Here is a 16,681-nt window from a genome sequence, read left to right as displayed (position 1 = left end):
TAATATTTTGACCTCATGTCGTGCGATGCTCAGTCATGTCGGTGGACTTTCGGGCATTGATGGTAGAGCGAGAATGTCAAAATCATTAGGAAATACATTGACATTTTCGGCAACAGAGCAGCAGATTAGTCAGGCTGCCAACGATACCGACCCGGATCACCTTGTGATAAGCGATCCTGGTAAGGTTGAAGGTAACATTGTGTTCATGGCTGCATGCCTTTCACCCCGGTCGCGACGCCGTAGAGCTAATGAAGTTTACCTGTGTGGCGGGCTTGGTGATATGACCTGCAAACGCGAATTGGAGCAGTATTACGCACCATCCATTCCCGACGAGCCACTCTACTGTAGGATAAAGACTATTTAATGGATATCTTGCATGAAGGAACTAAACTGGCTCGTGTGGTAACGGAAAAAACAGTAGAAAAGCTGAAGGGCGGCCTGGGATTACTTTTTTATAGCCAATAAAAAATTGTGTTAATCACATGCCCTTTTTCCCTTTGAGCCGTGGGAGGGCGTTAAGAGTACAATATCTGTTTGAAGAATATGGCTTTCTTGACTAACTTTGTTGGAGTACGCATCACTGCATTATGAGGCTTAACAAAGTGAATGGGTTAAGTGTGACGATTCATATCCTGGGATTCTGATTCTATGCTTAAGGTTTCTCACTCGCGCCGCCGCCGATTTTCGTTCGCCGTCGCTATCGCGCTACTGTCTGCTGTAATTTTGAGCGGGCTTTTCTATTTACAGTCCAGGAGCTGGTTGTTTACACAGCAAAACGAACGCCTTCATATAGCTGTTCGGCAGCTTGATACCATCATAGTCAATATTGAGCGGGCTGCTCGTTCTGCGTCTCCCCTGATGGACAGAGAATGTTCACCGGAAATACAGCATGAACTGCGCCGCCTGTTGGCCTTAGCGCCAAATGTAGACAGTCTTGAACTCTCCTCCCATGATGTCATTTATTGTTCCTCTCTGACAGGCAGAGAGAACCAAAAAATGACTGATAAAAACAAGCTTTATTTAACTGAATTTATTGAAGAAGTTCCCGGCCACCCCTATTTGGTATTACGTTTTGGACATGGGGATTCAGTGGTATTCGCTAGTGCTGATGGTTATTATCTGCGCACTATACTGGAGTCTGCATCAATATCGTTACCGGTGACTTTCATTACGCCCGAGGGGTGGATGACGCAAAACGGAAAGGTTCAGGTAGGACGGGCATCTGGCCCGTTTAATATGGAAGTGAAGTCTGTGCAATGGCCCTATCGCCTGGCTTCTCGTCTTAATAGTGCTGCTGTCTTTAAGATTATTATTAGTGACGGTAAATCTATTCTTGCCGCAATCCTTATCGCTTCACTTTTTGCCGGGCTGGGGAGTTATTTATGGCTTGGCCGACGTCGCCCTCTGGCACAGCAGCTGCAAGCAGCAATACGTAATAACGAAATTGTGCCTTTTATTCAACCGATTGTCAGAAGTAGCGATTTTAAACCCATTGGTGGTGAGGTTCTGGCACGCTGGGTGAATCAGGAAAGCGAAATTCCACCCGAGCATTTTATTCCCGTGGCGGAACAGAGTCATTTACTGTCTCAGCTAACGCGTAGCTTGATTGCTCAAATCGCAGATGGCCTGTTGGATGATTTTTGCCCGGATAAACCTTTTTATTTGAGTTTTAATGTTGGCGCCAGCCATTTTGCATCCCAGGAGTTAACGAAAGACTTTTCTCGTTTACTTCAGGCGGCGGGACAGAACATTAAGCTAATGCTCGAAATCACCGAGCGTGAGGCTTTAATCTATGATGATAATGTCTTTGCTAATGTTTCCAGGCTGAAAGAAATGGGCGTGCATCTGGTGCTTGACGATTTTGGTACCGGCTATTCCTCACTGGAGTATTTTCAGCGTATTAGCATCGATTCGATCAAGATCGATAAGATGTTTGTCCAGCATCTTGGAGAGGATCCGGTATGTAATCATATTGTGGCTAATGTGACCGATCTGTCCAGTCGACTCGGACTGGAAGTCATCGCCGAGGGTGTAGAAACCGAATCGCAGGCTGAGTATTTACGGGAAACTGGCGTAGCTTCCTTGCAGGGATACCTTTTCTCCCGTCCGTTATCGCTAGTAGGGTTTAAAAAGTATATCCGTAATTATGTTTGATAACTCTGCTATTGCTGATATAAGTGGTGAACAATAATGTCGAATAACCAGGTGCTTAATGATGTAAGGATTTTTATTTACATTGTCAAACAGGGCAGTCTTATCGCAGCTGCAGATGCGCTGGCTATACCATTGCCGACCATCAGTCGCCGGCTTGTCGCATTAGAGACAAATCTGGGGAAGAAGTTAATGTTTCGTGATAACCGAACAATAACATTGACTCCTTATGGTGAGGCATTCTACATGGCTTGCGCTGAGTTGGTTTTTAGTCTCGATTCAGAAATAGATAAGTTACGAGAATTGGGGGCAGGAATGAGCGGCGTGATGAAAATTAGTGCCCCCCAGGAACTCTTTTATCACTATGTTCATGAACAGCTGGCTGAATTCCAGGACGAAAACCCAGATGTGACTTTTGATATCGCATTACCATCTAAAATTTCTTCCCAGAAGTTTGGGCAAAGTGACATAATTATTACAAAGGATATCCATGAGTTTAATGAGTTAACCGGTAAGCCGTTTTGTGAAACGCGTTTTGTGATGTGTGCAGCACCTGATTATCCTGTTGGTACACTAAGCCATCCTGCGGAACTGGCTGACTCGGGGATCAAAATCATCACGGTTAAAACTTATGAGAAGTGGGGATTCGTTGATAACTCAGAACTGAAAGAAAAGGTTGTTGTTGAGCCAACCCCCTATATACGAACTGATGAGTTCAAGCTCGCAAGATATTTTGCTATGGGTGGAAAGGGAGTTGCGTTGTTCCCTTATCATTTTGTGATGAATGACATTTCTGATGGCAGACTATCTGTTATTAATATTGATGGCTGGGTGCCTGAAAAAACCACCCATTATTTATTATATGCACATTTCCGCGACATTCCACTGAAGACTCGTGAGCTAATATTGTTTTTGACCCGGGGTGGGGTAATTAAATTCTAACATCTTGTATTCGAATATTTTGTTTTCCAAAGTCTGGTAAGGCATGATTGTTGACATGTCTTTAGGCTTGTGTATTCAGGAGTTGATATGAAAATTAGTGATGCAGGTATTGCGTTAATTAAAAGATTTGAAGGGTGTCATCTTAATTCATATCCGGATCCCGGGACGGGAGATAAGCCATGGAGTATTGGATATGGCTGGACAGGAACTGTTGACGGAATAACCATATGTCCGGGTATGGCGATATCTCAACAGCAGGCCGAACGCCTATTATATTGTGGAGTTCTGCGTTATGAACAGTGTATCAATCAGCTAGTGAGGGTGAATCTAACTCAGAATCAGTTTGATGCATTGGTCTGCTTTGTATACAACATTGGAACATATGCATTCTCTACATCAACACTGTTACAAAAGCTTAATGCTGGTGATTATCAGGGAGCTGCAGATCAATTTCTCCGTTGGGTGGCCCCAGATAAACCGAAAGTCACTGCAGGTCTACAGCGAAGGAGAATTGCTGAGCGGACTTTATTTCTTGAATAATGATCGGTAACTGATCCGTGTCGTGAGTGGATGATTTTCTGCTGTGATATATTTGGCGGTGTGGTTACACGGTTGGCAGCTGGTTAAAGTAATTGGCAAATAGATAATCTATTCTCAGGCCACGAACGGCGCTGAAGCTTTGTCTCGTCGTTTCTCTGTCCAGCGCCCCAGAGATATTCAGTCCGTGAGGGGGGACAGGCCTTCCCGAGAAAATGCTCCGTTCAGGCGGGCTGTCTCAAGTATAAAAGTGATGCTTTTCAGTGGAACCTGGTTGGTAAATTCGACGGCTTCCTGAACAGAAAATTTCTCAAGGGCGCTACTATCGGCTTCGGCATCTATTTGTGGCTGGTTGAACTGTGTAGGCTGGTAATCCAAATATAACTCAACGATGCGGGTGTGCTTTTATGAATCACTGCGCTACAGCGATGGTCGGTCTGGTTACCGTCAGATCGATATGAATAAAATCTGCGGTGTTAAGGGGAGTGATGTTTATCGTACCCTGATTCACCATTTCCTGTGCCTGGTTGATCTGGGCTGCGGTCAGGCTTCGTAGGGGCTCCAGCCTATACTCCGGATGCCCTCCATACACGCTGACAGCGGCTGCCATATATTAATACCGGAACAGCAAGTACCCGGAATGGTAACGCCCACAGCGTTTTTGTACAAATTTTCAGATACTGGGCTCTGTCAGGTGCTGGCAGCGGTAAACGCGACAGTTACCGGTTCGGTACATCCTGACGCCGGAGTGACTTCCTTTTTAACCATTGAATAAACAGTGCATGATTTATTTTTGATATCTCATAATTTACTTGTGTTATAATTTGCACGATTAGCCAGGTGGTTATTTCATAAGTGAGAGCTATAATGGTATTTATATGATGATATCATACCAGAAATCTCAGATACTGAAGAGTAAGAGACTCCTGGTTTTTCTCATTATGATTGGCTTATGACCAGAGAACAGCGATGACTCTCAGCACAAGTACCTTTATTGATAATGAACTATCTGAATTTACTGGGGATATACATTTTCGCCATTTTGATCTTGCTCCATCAGAATGGACTGAACACTCTCATCCATGGGGACAACTCAATTATGTGTCACAAGGTGTGATGCAACTCAATATTGAAGGGGAGAATTTTTTATCTCCACCGCACTATGCCATCTGGATCCCTCCCGGATTCCGCCACCAGGCCGTTAGTCGCAATATTTCGGTTTATCGGAGTATTTATCTTTCACAAAATTTCTCGGCCCGGCTGCCTGTGGGCCCCTGCGCTATCTCTGTCAGCGAACTATTAAAAGCGATTCTCAATGAATTCGCCAGGTTGAAAGTCTGTACGCCATCTACATCGCAGCAACTCACTATGGCCCAGGTTGCCCTTGACCAGATAGAGGCGTCCACCCAGATCAACGCCTATCTTCCCTGTGCCACTACTGAGACGATGCAGAGACTCCTGGCGGAGGTAAAAGAAAATCTACGCAATAAAATGTCTACTGAAGAAGTCGCTAGTAAATTTCATATGTCGCCCCGGACGCTGGAGCGGAAATGCATTGCCGAGCTTGGCATTAGCTTTGGTGAATGGCAAAAAAGAGCACGTTATATGAAGGCTTTTGAGGGTTTAACTGAAGGGCTGACTATTCAGCAAATCGCATGGGAGCTGGGGTATTCTTCACCCTCGGTTTTTATCAATATGTTTAAAAAACTGACTGGCATTACACCCGAGCGGTACAGGAAAAATGGACCGCTGATTTCAGGTGAGCGGTCCTGATAGTATTCACAAAGGGTGGATCCCCGGTTACTCAGTGACGGGGAGCGCCCGCTTGCGAGAAGCTTCAACGATAACTACGCCACTCAATGCCATAATGCCTCCGGCGATAAGTGGCCAGCTGAGTTTTTCCTGCAAGAAAATCACCGCCATGACAGCAGTAAAAACCGGTATCAGGTTAAAAAACAAAGATACGCGTGACGGGCCAAGTAATTTCGAACCCACCATCCAGCTCAGTGGCGCTAAAATAGAAGCCCCCACAGCAGCGTAAATCACCATGCTTCCTGATACTACGGTCAGCGTGGATTTCCCACCTGCCAGATAAAAAGGTAACAGTACCACTGCGGCAGTAAAAGCCTGGACATACAGTGATAAAATTAATGGAATATGCATATGCCAGCGTTTTAAGAGAATGTTATAAATTGCCATAGCGAATGCGGCTACCAGCATCATTCCATCTCCGGTATTTATTCCCTGCGCCATAAGTCTGGAGAGATCTCCGCCAGAAATAACCAGAACAACACCGGCTAGTGAAACCAGAGCGCCTGCCACCGTACCGCTACCGGGCATGTCACGAAATACAATACTGGCAAGGATGATAGCCATTAACGGCATCATCGCCTGGATGATCCCCATATGCATTGCCGAGGTATAAGCGGCCGCATTGTAGGCCAGCCCCTGAAAAATAACGCTGCTCAATAACCCCAGCGTTATCAGCTTTAACAGGTTCTGACGTACCTCTTTCCCGTGCTGGTACAGCGGTTTGATGACTATTGGGGTTAAAATAATGACGGCAATTAGCCAGCGCAGAAAACTAATTTCGCTGGGTAAAATAACGCCGGCTGCCATTTTCGTTACAATAGTATTCGCCCCCCAGAGAAGTGCGGCCAGAAGCGGGAAAAAATAGCTCATATCATCACCTTTGCTACGAATATTGCAGGGCATTACTATACCAGCCACCTGGCCTGATACATCCGTCTTGTACGGCACCTGATACAGATAATCTGACAATATAGTGACACTCACCGGCTACAGCAGGACAAGAGAGAGGCCAGTTGCCAGACGGGCTCGTGTAAGCATAGCGCCTGCTATGCTATTGTGCTTCCGGAATTGATTGATTTCTGAGCGCAACTGCAGCAGTACTCTTCCTCCTGTCCCCTGCGGCACGGGAGACCGCTGGCGGTATGATGGTCTTTTCGGATATTTCAGATGGCACATTATCAGGATTCATGATTGCATTTATATGAAATTACCAGGAATGAACTTAGTGCTAATATCTGTCAGCGAGCTGTTAGGTTACTGACCTTATTTTTGTATTTTACCGCCGGTTGCCGGCGGTTTTTTTTACTATTATGGATTTGCCCCTATATATCCAGATACCTTTTCTCTCTTACGGGTGCGATAACTTCCTGCGTATAAATTCCTATGGTGATCGATATCCCGGCGCGCTGTGTGGATGATGTTCGTTGTAATGACTGAACGCCACCGCCAGATTCATCGCCGCCGTCCGGCGGTAACTTTTCGTCGTTGTCACCGCGGTACACAAAACCATCTGAGCATCAGCGCCGGTTGCTCTCAGCTATCGCCACCCGCCCTTTATGTACCCGCTTTGCGTTAACCACTGGCAGACTATCCCGCTCTGACTCCCGTCGCAGCAAGGCCCACACACGGTGATAACCATACGTCGGCAGGTCAGCCACCACTGTGCTTATTTGGGATAACACAGCGCTGTTGTCAGAATGGGATTGTCGTCTGCGATTCTGCAGTCAGATGGCCGGTGAACCCTGATACTCAGTTGCGTACGCGACATACCGATACTCCGGCAGGTATTGGTGTGTCGTCGTCCCCGGCCAACAAGGGCGCATGTGCAATCCATCTTTTTGCCCGGCGAACTCCGTCGCTTCTTTGAGTATTTCTGCTTCCATCGTCTTTTTACCCAGAAGGTGCTGAAGTTCGCGGATTTGCTTATTGGTAGCTGCAAGTTCAGATGGGGGGTGATTTCTTCACCTGAAGCCACAGCGGTCAGAGAACCTTCTTCATACTGTTTTCGCCATTGGAAGACCTGACTGGTATTGATGCCAAATCCCCGGACTATCTCTTATTTTAAGAGAGGCGAAATGTCTGGTGAACTTTGGGGCCAGTCTAGACAGGGCATTGACCTGGGTTAAAGACGCGATAGTGAGCTGACGCTTATGTTGCTTCAATAAGGTACTACTCTAGATAAATTCCCGTGCATTAAAGTCCATTCATGTTTTTTATATTGAGAAATTTAGCATTATAAAAGCAGTCCTGGTGCCAATAAGAATAATCTCTTTTCTGTGTTCGTAATAAATAATTAAAATAAACCGGGCATAGATCACCTTTTTCCCTTTCAATATTGAATGATCATCGTTCATTATTGGAGTGTTCTGTGATTGTTAATATTTGGCCTCACGCTGTTGCGGCGCCAGAATAATATTTACCATTAAAAACAATACAGTATGATGAGTATGTAAACAGACTGATCGATGAAGATGATGGGTTATCATTGATTAATCGGTTTTGGCTATCAATTATTGGCTTCATCAATTGCAAATCCGTTTTTATTTAGTGAATAGAGAGGTGTATAAAATAATTCATGAACTGAGTTGGTAATAACAAGGTGGATATTCACCGAATTCACTATCCTTGTTTTTGCCTGCTAACTATCGTGAATAGCCATTCTGAAAGTAGAAAGAGTGCCCATCCATGTTGTCTGTAGTGCAGGAGGTATTTGTAATGGCAAGATTATTTATTCTTCATCATCTAATAACGATTGGATCTCTGTGTGGCTCGCTGTTTTATGGTGTCACTTCAGCCGAACCATCAAAAATAAGAAAAGTCGCCTTCCTGATCATTTCGTTTGTGACAGGCGTGATCGCATCAGACTTTATGGCCGAGATCCTATCGGAATTTACGCCACAGAGCATAAATGTTGAGCAGCCTTTAGGAGCATTAGTCGCTTCAGCTTCAGCTATCAGACTGTTGTCATTGCTACGAAAAATGGTAGAGAGATTTTTAAACAAAGGCGAACCACAGAAATCGACAAATGATAATTAGCAACCAAACAGAAAATCTTGCAAATATAATGAATTATTTAATAATCCATGCTATAGAGCACAATATTTTCATGAAATAGAAGCTTTACGCATATTTATTTGATTGATTGAATAGTAGCAACTTATGGAATTAAAACACATTACCAACCAGATGTAACTTAAAGAGATATTAATAATCCATATGGAGAATGAAAATGCATAGTATTTATAATGTAAACTCAAATGAACAAGATGATTTTAATGACGATTTCCCTGTTCCTTTTATTGATGTATTGGATCGGGTTAAACCGGGTACACCTCTGACGACTGACATCGCCCTGAAAGATGGGAAAAGTATTACACACGCAATTCTTCCAGCTGATCATACTCATATTTTTTCCGGCGACTCAATTGAAATGATATGGGTTTACGGTGAAACTCTGGAAGAGAGTGTGTCAATGGGTAAGAAGGTTGTGGAATCTCCGCATAGTGAGATGCCCTTTGAGGTCACACTGGAAATGCTTACAGCAGCGACAGCAAACGGTCATCAAGCTTCGCTTTATTATTATTATACTCCAAATGGTGGCCCTGCTCAGAAGATTCATGGGGAAACTGCTGACATTGATCAGAGGAAGTTTACAGTGGAAGTTGAAACAACCCCTTCCTATGATATTTATGTAACAGGCGCCTGTGACCATTGGCAGTTAGCAAAGAAAGAACAAATTCATACTCTGACTAACCTGGATAATAGAGATCATAAATGGAGAAGTGTCACTCGCGGTGGCTGTTCTCACCTGGCAATCAGTGACAAGGGCCAACTTTGGGGGTTTGGGTATAATGGAACTGGTGCGTTAGGTACGGGAGATTATGTCGATCCAGAGGCTCCAACACTTTGTTCTTTTGGTGAGAATGGGTCACATCCAACAAATATTGTCCAGGCAACAACCGCTTTTTACTATTCGGCTGCTCTTGATTCAGATGGTTATTTATATGTTACCGGTAATCATTCCTATGGTTGCTTGGGTGATAATCAAGGTGATGTGAATACGTGTAATTTTGCGAAATTAGGAGAGCGTAAATATAAATATATTTCTGCCAGCAACATGTATCAAGAGGGCTATCGTGGTTACACATTGTTCGCTATTGGTAAAGATGATGACGACGAGGGCTGCCTTTACCGCTGCGGCTGGTCAGATGCAAATTGTAATGTTCACCTCTCAGATGAAGCAAATGCACCAGCTATTACCACTATGAAAAAAGTTGATGATGGTACATTGAGTGAACATAAGTGGTTATCGGTTGCTCAAACAAAATTTATGGGCGCAGCAATTAATGAAGATCATGAAGTTTACGTTTGGGGTAACGCCTGGGAAGGATGCCTTGGAAATAGAGATAATAGTGGAAAGCATTACGACCCCTTCAAACTAAGCTTTAATGGAGAAACTCCCAAGATCAAAAAAGTTGTGTTGGGTGGACAACATGCACTTGCCCTGGATATGGATGGAAACGTTTGGGGCTGGGGCTGGAACGAGTCACATACTCTGGCTCAGTCAGACACCGGCGCAATTTTTGAGCCATTTATTATCTCGATCGCGAATAATGAACCATGCCAGGATATTGCTGCAGACCTTTATCAGAGTGCAGCAGTAACTACCGATGGCAAGCTGTATGTCTGGGGACAAAGCGCATATGGAAATATTGGCCTCCCTGATGGATCAATTATGCTCCCAACCTACGTTCCTTTCGAGGAGAAAATTGGTGCCATTCAAATGGGCTACTGGAGTACCCTGGCGCTGTCAACAGGAGAACCAGTAGCCTGACGCTAAATTACATTACTCATTCCTGATATCTTTATTTTAAATACAGAGGCAAAGGTTATTCTTTGCCTCTACAAATTGGGACTCGTCATAATGACAACTAAAAATATCATTGATGATGGACTTTTGATCTTTGAGTATGCTGATTTTAATAACCCCGACACTCCTTTGGATCAGAAAGAGAGAACGTATATCTTCGATCAAAATAACACAGGAAATAGCTGGGACATCAGTACCTCAGGTATGCAAGAGACAATCTGTGGCTATAAGAGTAGGGGGGCACGAGATGATAAAGACTGGCAGAACACTTTGCCACATTCTAATGCGATTCGCTTAAGTGCTTCTTTTGACAATGGTCCGGGCATGATTAAACAGAATGTGGTCTTTACCCGCCCGGGTAAAGCAACTTTATTTTTATTCTCCCGGTCAGATTTTTATACGCCTGACCTGAATGTGCGTGAATGTACGATGGTCGTTAAGCTCGGTGAAACGAGCCCTAACCATGAGATAACGTGTGGCCAAAATTGGGAAAAACAAAGCATCGGGTTTGATGGGGTTGATATTCCACAGGGCTCCCCTTTTAAGACAGTGCCATTACAATTCAGCTGCGGCATAAATGTTATCGATGAAAATGCTCCAACACTGCGTAATATAGACATGTTTTTTGACCATGCTCCAGTGGCGCAGCTGATGCCTGCGACTAAAAAAGCTATTAACTACAGGCCAAAACAGCAGATTGCTGCTCAGAAATTTGAGGTAACCGATGATGAGGGCGACTTACTTCCCGGTGCATGGGTCGAGTTCACCTTGTCCCCGGACATAAACGGTGTTCAATTTACCAATGGTACTGACTCTGCCTCGTTTCAGTGTAACGAGCAAGCTGTGGTTACCTTGCCGGCAGGTACTCTGGAGGCTGATGATAATGTGACAGGTGAGTTGAAATTATCCGTAGCAGGAGATGAAGCATTAAGTATCGGCTTTACCAAACAAGAGCAGACCCGCATAATTATAACTCCGGAGCCTTCAACAAATGATCTGAAAGCCCCTGTTGAGGGTTTCTTTAACCCCAATACTGGTTTTGAGGCACAACTCCAGGTATTAGTAGGTAACGACTGGCGACCTAAAGCTGATGGTAGTATTCAGGCCACGATACTGAATGGAGACCAGGGGACGCCACATTTTTGTGACGCAGATCATCCCTATGATTTTGCCGAACAGATGGCGGGTACTGACCCTGTCGCTCTGCCTTTGGTACAGGCTGGGGTGCATCCGGGAAAATTTAGTCTGAATATATCGGATGCCGATAATCCTGATGTTTGTAAAACCCTGGCGCTTGAAGTTGTCCGTATTGACTCATTCGAGGACCTGGAGCCCATTGGCAATCATGACAGCGTATCCCGGAACTGGGTTACAGAAAACGGCCGCTGGCGAGCACGGGCACTGCTTAGTGATAATACTCCAGCAGCATCTCAACCGGTATCATTCAGTCTTGATGATTCTGATGCTCCTGGCGTGGCATTTTCAGAAGCAGGCGGTACATATCAGAGTGGTACAACAGATGACTATGGATATGCACATATTCCGGCTATTTCTGTTCCGGATATAGCAGGTCACTTTACGGTCTATATAGAAGCTGGTGATGATTCTGTTCATCTTTCTCCCGCTCAATGCCATATGGACGTTTCTATTTGTGAAGCTCCCTACGTTGCTACAGTAGAAAGAGCAGGCTGGAAAGATAAAGACACGATAGATATTAATAGCCCCAGAGCTTTTAGCGTTCAGCTTAAAGACAGCAATAACAAATTCATTACCAGTGGTAAATATGTGGAGTTTAAGATTCTGAATAATACCGCAGGGGCAAGATTTTCTGAACCAACAAATATAATAACAGGTCATGTCGATAAAGATACCGATACTGTTCCAGCCTGTCTGGGAGTTATCGGAACTGGCCTGGTAACCTGCAGAACTATTGAGTGTGATACTTATGACGGTGCGTTTACACTCAGGGTGGGCATTAAAGGCGATAGTACACCATATACTCAGGGTGTCATTACCGTTTCGAGCGACTAGCTATTTCACGAAAACACTATGAATTTATGCCTGAAGAAGGAGAGGGGATGATAACAATGGAGGGATTAGTAATTATTTATAAGTTTTATTGCTGTCATTAATTTAAACTTAGCGTAGTTTCTTAAAAAATTTCATTAGCGTATTTTTGTAAAAAGAGGAATGCAATGGATAAACTTAAAGCAAAACAGGATGACCTGTTTGTTGAAGATATTACCTTGCCAACGGCGGGAATCGTAATGGAACCTGGTGGTGATAAGTTCTGGACGTGTAGTGCGAACCAAATAGAAACGATTTCAGTTTATCAGGTGGATATTAATAGTGGCACAGCATCTGCCCCGGTGACACTGACAAATGACAAATCAGAAACTATGGCAGGTGTGTATATCGCCCTGCAAACAGATAATGATACAGTAAATAATGTCTGGGTCACCACCTATGGCTCAGAAGCAGGTCAAAACCTGTTTTATTTTGACCCGTCCACCCCTGGCACTGTTAACAAAGTAAACATTTCTGATGACCTAAGTAACCTTAGGGATATTCTTTGGGACGAAAACAGTCAGCTTCTATGGGTCTGTGATGATCTCAAGGGTATTTTTACCATTGATCCTAAGACTTCTGCTATTGCGAATGGACCCGATAAATCAAATGATGTTCGCAGACTGGCGTTGACAAGCGTGAACAGTGAAAGCCGGATATGGTTCACTTTTGCCAGTGAAGAAGAGCGATACAAAGTTGGTTATTATGATAAGGACTTCAAACGGTATGAGCTGGAAGAGACCGTTAACAATATTCCTTATAGCCTGGCCGCAGACCACGAAGGGAAAAACCTCTGGATGGTACTGGAAAACGGTGAAGTATGGCATATCAGCGATGCTGATGCTGATACTCCCGCGAAGATGAAGCTAGAAAGCATCACTTCTTTTGCTCGACCTGCCCAGCAGATTCTGTGTGATATTCATGGTTATTTGTGGGTCACTCTCAATGGAGATCCAGATTCATCCGTCAAGCCCGGGCTGGCAGAATGTATGCCTAATGGTCGGGTAAAAGGCTACTATGAACTGCAGAATGCCAATGATGCGTATGATATCGCCTATGATAAAAATTCGGACACTTTCTACCTGACGGATCAATATGATACACAGTCAGCAAAGAAAAGCATCACAGCATTCCAGCCTGCTGACTGGTATAATCCAACTGGACCAAAATATACACTCACTGCTCCTGAACAGATCGAAACGCCATCCACAGAGCAATATCCAAATTGGACGGTAACAGTAACGAAAGATACCCCCCCTTTACAATTAAATGATCAGCCACCGACAGAAGATGTCTGGGTTGACTTTATGATTTACGAGCCGAGCGTGGGGACGTTTAAAGATGGAAATGGAAAGCATGTAACGGGCATACCGATTAAGGCTACTGCAAACGACGGGAATATTACCGTTGATTCACTCTATGCGCTGGGGGAGAACGGCACTACGTTTAATGTTTATGCCAATATCCGCGGTCAGACAGACGGGAAGGTTGTCACGGCAAGAATTTTTGCGCCGGTTACAGCGGTTGATATTATCGAAGGCGGAACCATCAACGTGCACGAACAAAAAGAATCCACTACGGATTTGATCGTGCAGATTGAATCTGACCCAAATAGCCTAAGCAAACGCGGCGTAACATTTTCTGTAACAGATCCGAACGTGCTGCTGTCTGATGGCACGGGCACCCCTGGTAGCAGTCAGACTATCTATACCAATAGTCAAGGTGTGGCCTCGGTCCATGTCGTTGGGGGAAAGAATGCAGCGGATAACGTTCCCGTCACTGTAGTCTGTGCTGGAAAACAACCGGCTACCCCTCCTGTTGTTAATGTCCGTCCTATGCCAACTACTCTGGGATTACAGGATCCTTCTACGTGGACATGCAGGCCGGGGAGTGAGGCCGTTACTCCCTTTGTTATTACGCTTACTGGTGCTGCTGCCGGTGAGGCGATTGACCTGGATTTTGAGCATTACGGAGACGATGCCTCTTCTGCTCATCTCTATGATAATATTAATAAAAAACCTGTTGATCATTCGTCGTTGAAAGGATTGCTTGTAACAGATAGCAGCGGAACGGTGACGCTGGCGAAAACTGAAACGTACGGTATTTTCTGTGGCAAAAACATGAAGTCCTTAGTAGTAACAGTAAACTACGAGTCTGAAGATCCTACTTTAACGAACAGCGAGACCTATGCTGTGAAGATTTAGTAATTTTCTGTTCCGACCCGGGGATAACGTCCCCGGTTTTTTCTGTCTACAATGAATGGGTTCGATATCTATGAAAGCGAGTGATTATCCTTATACCATATCTTTGTCTGCTGCAAGCTTGCAGCTCTATCCGGAAGCGCCTTGTGCACTGACTGCCTGGGTTTTTTATGATGTTGGAAGCCCTCCTCCTACCCAAAACATTTCCATTCAGGTTGAGGGAGATGATGAGGGCCGTCCTGAAGTCAGCCTTAGAGGGGATGTATGGAAACACCACCTATCAACACCGGTTGGCAGCGACGGGACTGTCACCTTTTTTGTCAGGGGAGGAACACTGTACGAAAAATTCCAGCTGGAAGTATCCATGCCTGGAAGTGCCAATCCAGCCCCCTGCAAGCTTGACGTCAAAGAGCGCATTAACCCTGACCCGACTCCGTATGTTACTGCGCTGAAATATATATCAGGCAACAACCAGTTTGCCTGGGACCTTAGCCAGTATGATCTGTTTCATGAGCCGTTAATAGTCCAGGCCCTGGATGCGAAGGGACAGGTAGTAAAGGATGCACAGGTGGAGTTCAGCACAACTTCATCCTCTGTTTTGCCCTGTTCTGCGCCTCAGTTGACGGACCAGGATGGGAAAACTACCAGCGCATATTTGAGGGCAATCAGCATGAGTACTCAGGGAGCCACGGTTACCGCGACGTGTAACAAAATTCCATGTCAGTTTGAGCAGTTATTTGTCGTCAGCAAAGATCTGCAGGCTGATTTAGATTCCCCGGGTGTCATCAGAGTCGGGGGAAGGAAAGTTTATACCTTCACTGCCGCAACTGCCGATGGGAAAGCATGGGATGGATTGTCTTTGCAATTGAGCATGGAGAAGGGGGAGAACAGTGCCTTCTATTTTCCAGACTCAGATAGTGATTATTTAATAACAGTTCAGTGCGATGCAGAGGGGAAGGCCAAGCTCACTATTGGCTGCCACGACGGTATAACAAATGGTTACAAGGAAAATATGACAATTCAGGCTCAGGGCCGCCCGATTTTGCCATCCATCGAATTAGAGGCTATAAAATAAGATTATAAATCTCGATTTTATAGCTGGTAATAACATCATCTCCTTTCTATTGTACTGGTCTATCTGTTACTTGTTGATTTCATTATGGTTATACCATTAGCCTATTGCAGTAAACGAATGATGAAGTCAGTAGTCAGGGATAAGGTGATGCCATCAGTCAATGGCGTGTAATACCAGAAACAATGCTAGTATTAAACCTCAGTCGTTTTATTTTAAGTTTAGTCATGTCCTAAGTTTAATAGTGCCTTCTGCTGGCCTGAGAGGGTAAAGACAATCTATCCCACTACTATCCTCTAATTTTCTGAATTCGGAAGGATAGTTGATGGACTACTATACATACTAACAATGTTATTAAATATGAAACTAAATCAATTCCATATGAAAGCATACCCACTCCGGTTCCTTGCTGGGGTGATATCACTCTGCGCCACGTCAGTTATGGCAGCCCCCGGGGTCCATGTTATTGATGACGGGAACAACCACTCGATAGATAAAAATACGCCCAATGAAGCGTATGATATTGAAAATAATAGCCAGTTAATTATTGAAAACGGTGGCGTTGCTGGTAATAACAGCAGCAATAACTGGATTGGGACTGGGGTGGTAGAGGTAAAAGGAGGAGGGGTACTGACAGGGCGATGGACAACCAGTCAGGGGAAACTGCTGCTGTCTGGCTGCAGCGGAGCCGCGGCCAGACTCAATGGGGGCGCGACCCTGCAGGGGGGCGAAGTATCTCTTGATAATGCAATTGTTGATGACTCGTCGGATGTCTTTACGTTTCTTTTGTTAGGCGGCGGAACGCTGAATACCACGTCCCGCTCAATCATCCATGCAGGGGATACCGCTATAGCGACCATGCCTGGTTTTGATGGAAACACAATAAATATCAATGGGAGCCAGGTGACGGCGGATAAATATGGCATTTATTTAGACGCAACTGAAAGCGCAGTAACGCTGAATCAGGCCGTTGTTAGCGCAGGGACGGCAGCTCTGGCTGTTAGTGATATTAAAAATACAATTCAGATT

11 protein-coding genes and 1 pseudogene are annotated in these 16,681 nt (G+C 44.7%); 9 read left to right on the top strand and 3 right to left on the bottom strand.

Annotation, left to right across the window (positions count from 1 at the left end; translation table 11 throughout):
- The first annotated feature begins 759 nt into the window (after positions 1–759).
- The 3 genes from SCU88_RS16160 to SCU88_RS16150 all read left to right on the top strand — a co-directional run bounded on the left by SCU88_RS16160 (position 760) and on the right by SCU88_RS16150 (position 3,633).
- Entirely contained in the window at positions 760–2,154 is a 1,395-nt protein-coding gene (locus SCU88_RS16160) for an EAL domain-containing protein (protein ID WP_175342279.1), read from the top strand.
- 36 nt (positions 2,155–2,190) lie between these two features.
- Positions 2,191–3,093 (top strand): LysR substrate-binding domain-containing protein, encoded by a 903-nt coding sequence (locus SCU88_RS16155; RefSeq protein ID WP_175342278.1) that lies wholly within the window; start codon positions 2,191–2,193, stop codon positions 3,091–3,093.
- An 87-nt stretch (positions 3,094–3,180) separates the two neighbouring features.
- Positions 3,181–3,633, top strand: a complete 453-nt coding sequence (locus SCU88_RS16150; RefSeq protein ID WP_175342277.1) for a glycoside hydrolase family protein — start codon at positions 3,181–3,183, stop codon at positions 3,631–3,633.
- A gap of 409 nt (positions 3,634–4,042) precedes the next feature.
- Here the strand turns inward: SCU88_RS16150 and SCU88_RS16145 are convergent, their stop codons facing one another.
- A complete protein-coding gene (locus SCU88_RS16145; RefSeq protein ID WP_175342276.1) occupies positions 4,043–4,240 on the bottom strand; it encodes a hypothetical protein in 198 nt (65 codons plus the stop codon).
- A gap of 359 nt (positions 4,241–4,599) precedes the next feature.
- On the opposite strand from SCU88_RS16145, the gene SCU88_RS16140 reads away from it, so the two are divergent.
- On the top strand, positions 4,600–5,403 hold the full coding sequence (locus SCU88_RS16140; protein WP_175342275.1) for a helix-turn-helix domain-containing protein: 804 nt from the start codon (positions 4,600–4,602) through the stop codon (positions 5,401–5,403).
- Between the two features lie 27 nt (positions 5,404–5,430).
- Here the strand turns inward: SCU88_RS16140 and SCU88_RS16135 are convergent, their stop codons facing one another.
- Both SCU88_RS16135 and SCU88_RS16130 read right to left on the bottom strand, forming a co-directional pair.
- Positions 5,431–6,312 (bottom strand): EamA family transporter, encoded by an 882-nt coding sequence (locus tag SCU88_RS16135; protein WP_175342274.1) that lies wholly within the window; start codon positions 6,310–6,312, stop codon positions 5,431–5,433.
- A gap of 511 nt (positions 6,313–6,823) precedes the next feature.
- Positions 6,824–7,495 (bottom strand): annotated as a pseudogene (locus SCU88_RS16130) (hypothetical protein); the annotation flags it as partial.
- 662 nt (positions 7,496–8,157) lie between these two features.
- On the opposite strand from SCU88_RS16130, the gene SCU88_RS16125 reads away from it, so the two are divergent.
- From SCU88_RS16125 to SCU88_RS16105, 5 genes are all read left to right on the top strand, one after another.
- A complete protein-coding gene (locus SCU88_RS16125; protein WP_175342272.1) occupies positions 8,158–8,478 on the top strand; it encodes a putative holin in 321 nt (106 codons plus the stop codon).
- 193 nt (positions 8,479–8,671) lie between these two features.
- On the top strand, positions 8,672–10,276 hold the full coding sequence (locus tag SCU88_RS16120) for a hypothetical protein (RefSeq protein ID WP_175342271.1): 1,605 nt from the start codon (positions 8,672–8,674) through the stop codon (positions 10,274–10,276).
- 90 nt (positions 10,277–10,366) lie between these two features.
- A complete protein-coding gene (locus SCU88_RS16115; protein ID WP_175342270.1) occupies positions 10,367–12,343 on the top strand; it encodes a hypothetical protein in 1,977 nt (658 codons plus the stop codon).
- 164 nt (positions 12,344–12,507) lie between these two features.
- The gene (locus SCU88_RS16110; protein ID WP_175342269.1) at positions 12,508–14,583 is read left to right on the top strand and encodes a hypothetical protein; all 2,076 of its coding nucleotides are present in this window, start codon (positions 12,508–12,510) and stop codon (positions 14,581–14,583) included.
- Between the two features lie 70 nt (positions 14,584–14,653).
- Positions 14,654–15,655: an Ig-like domain-containing protein gene (locus SCU88_RS16105; RefSeq protein WP_175342268.1), complete on the top strand. Its 1,002-nt coding sequence runs from the start codon at positions 14,654–14,656 to the stop codon at positions 15,653–15,655.
- The last annotated feature ends 1,026 nt before the right edge of the window (positions 15,656–16,681 follow it).

The sequence above is a fragment of the Jejuibacter sp. L23 genome, assembly GCF_050815825.1.
Lineage (GTDB): Bacteria > Pseudomonadota > Gammaproteobacteria > Enterobacterales > Enterobacteriaceae > Jejubacter > Jejubacter calystegiae.
The sequence above is the reverse complement of the archived record's forward strand: the minus strand, read 5'-3'. Positions and strand labels throughout refer to the sequence as shown.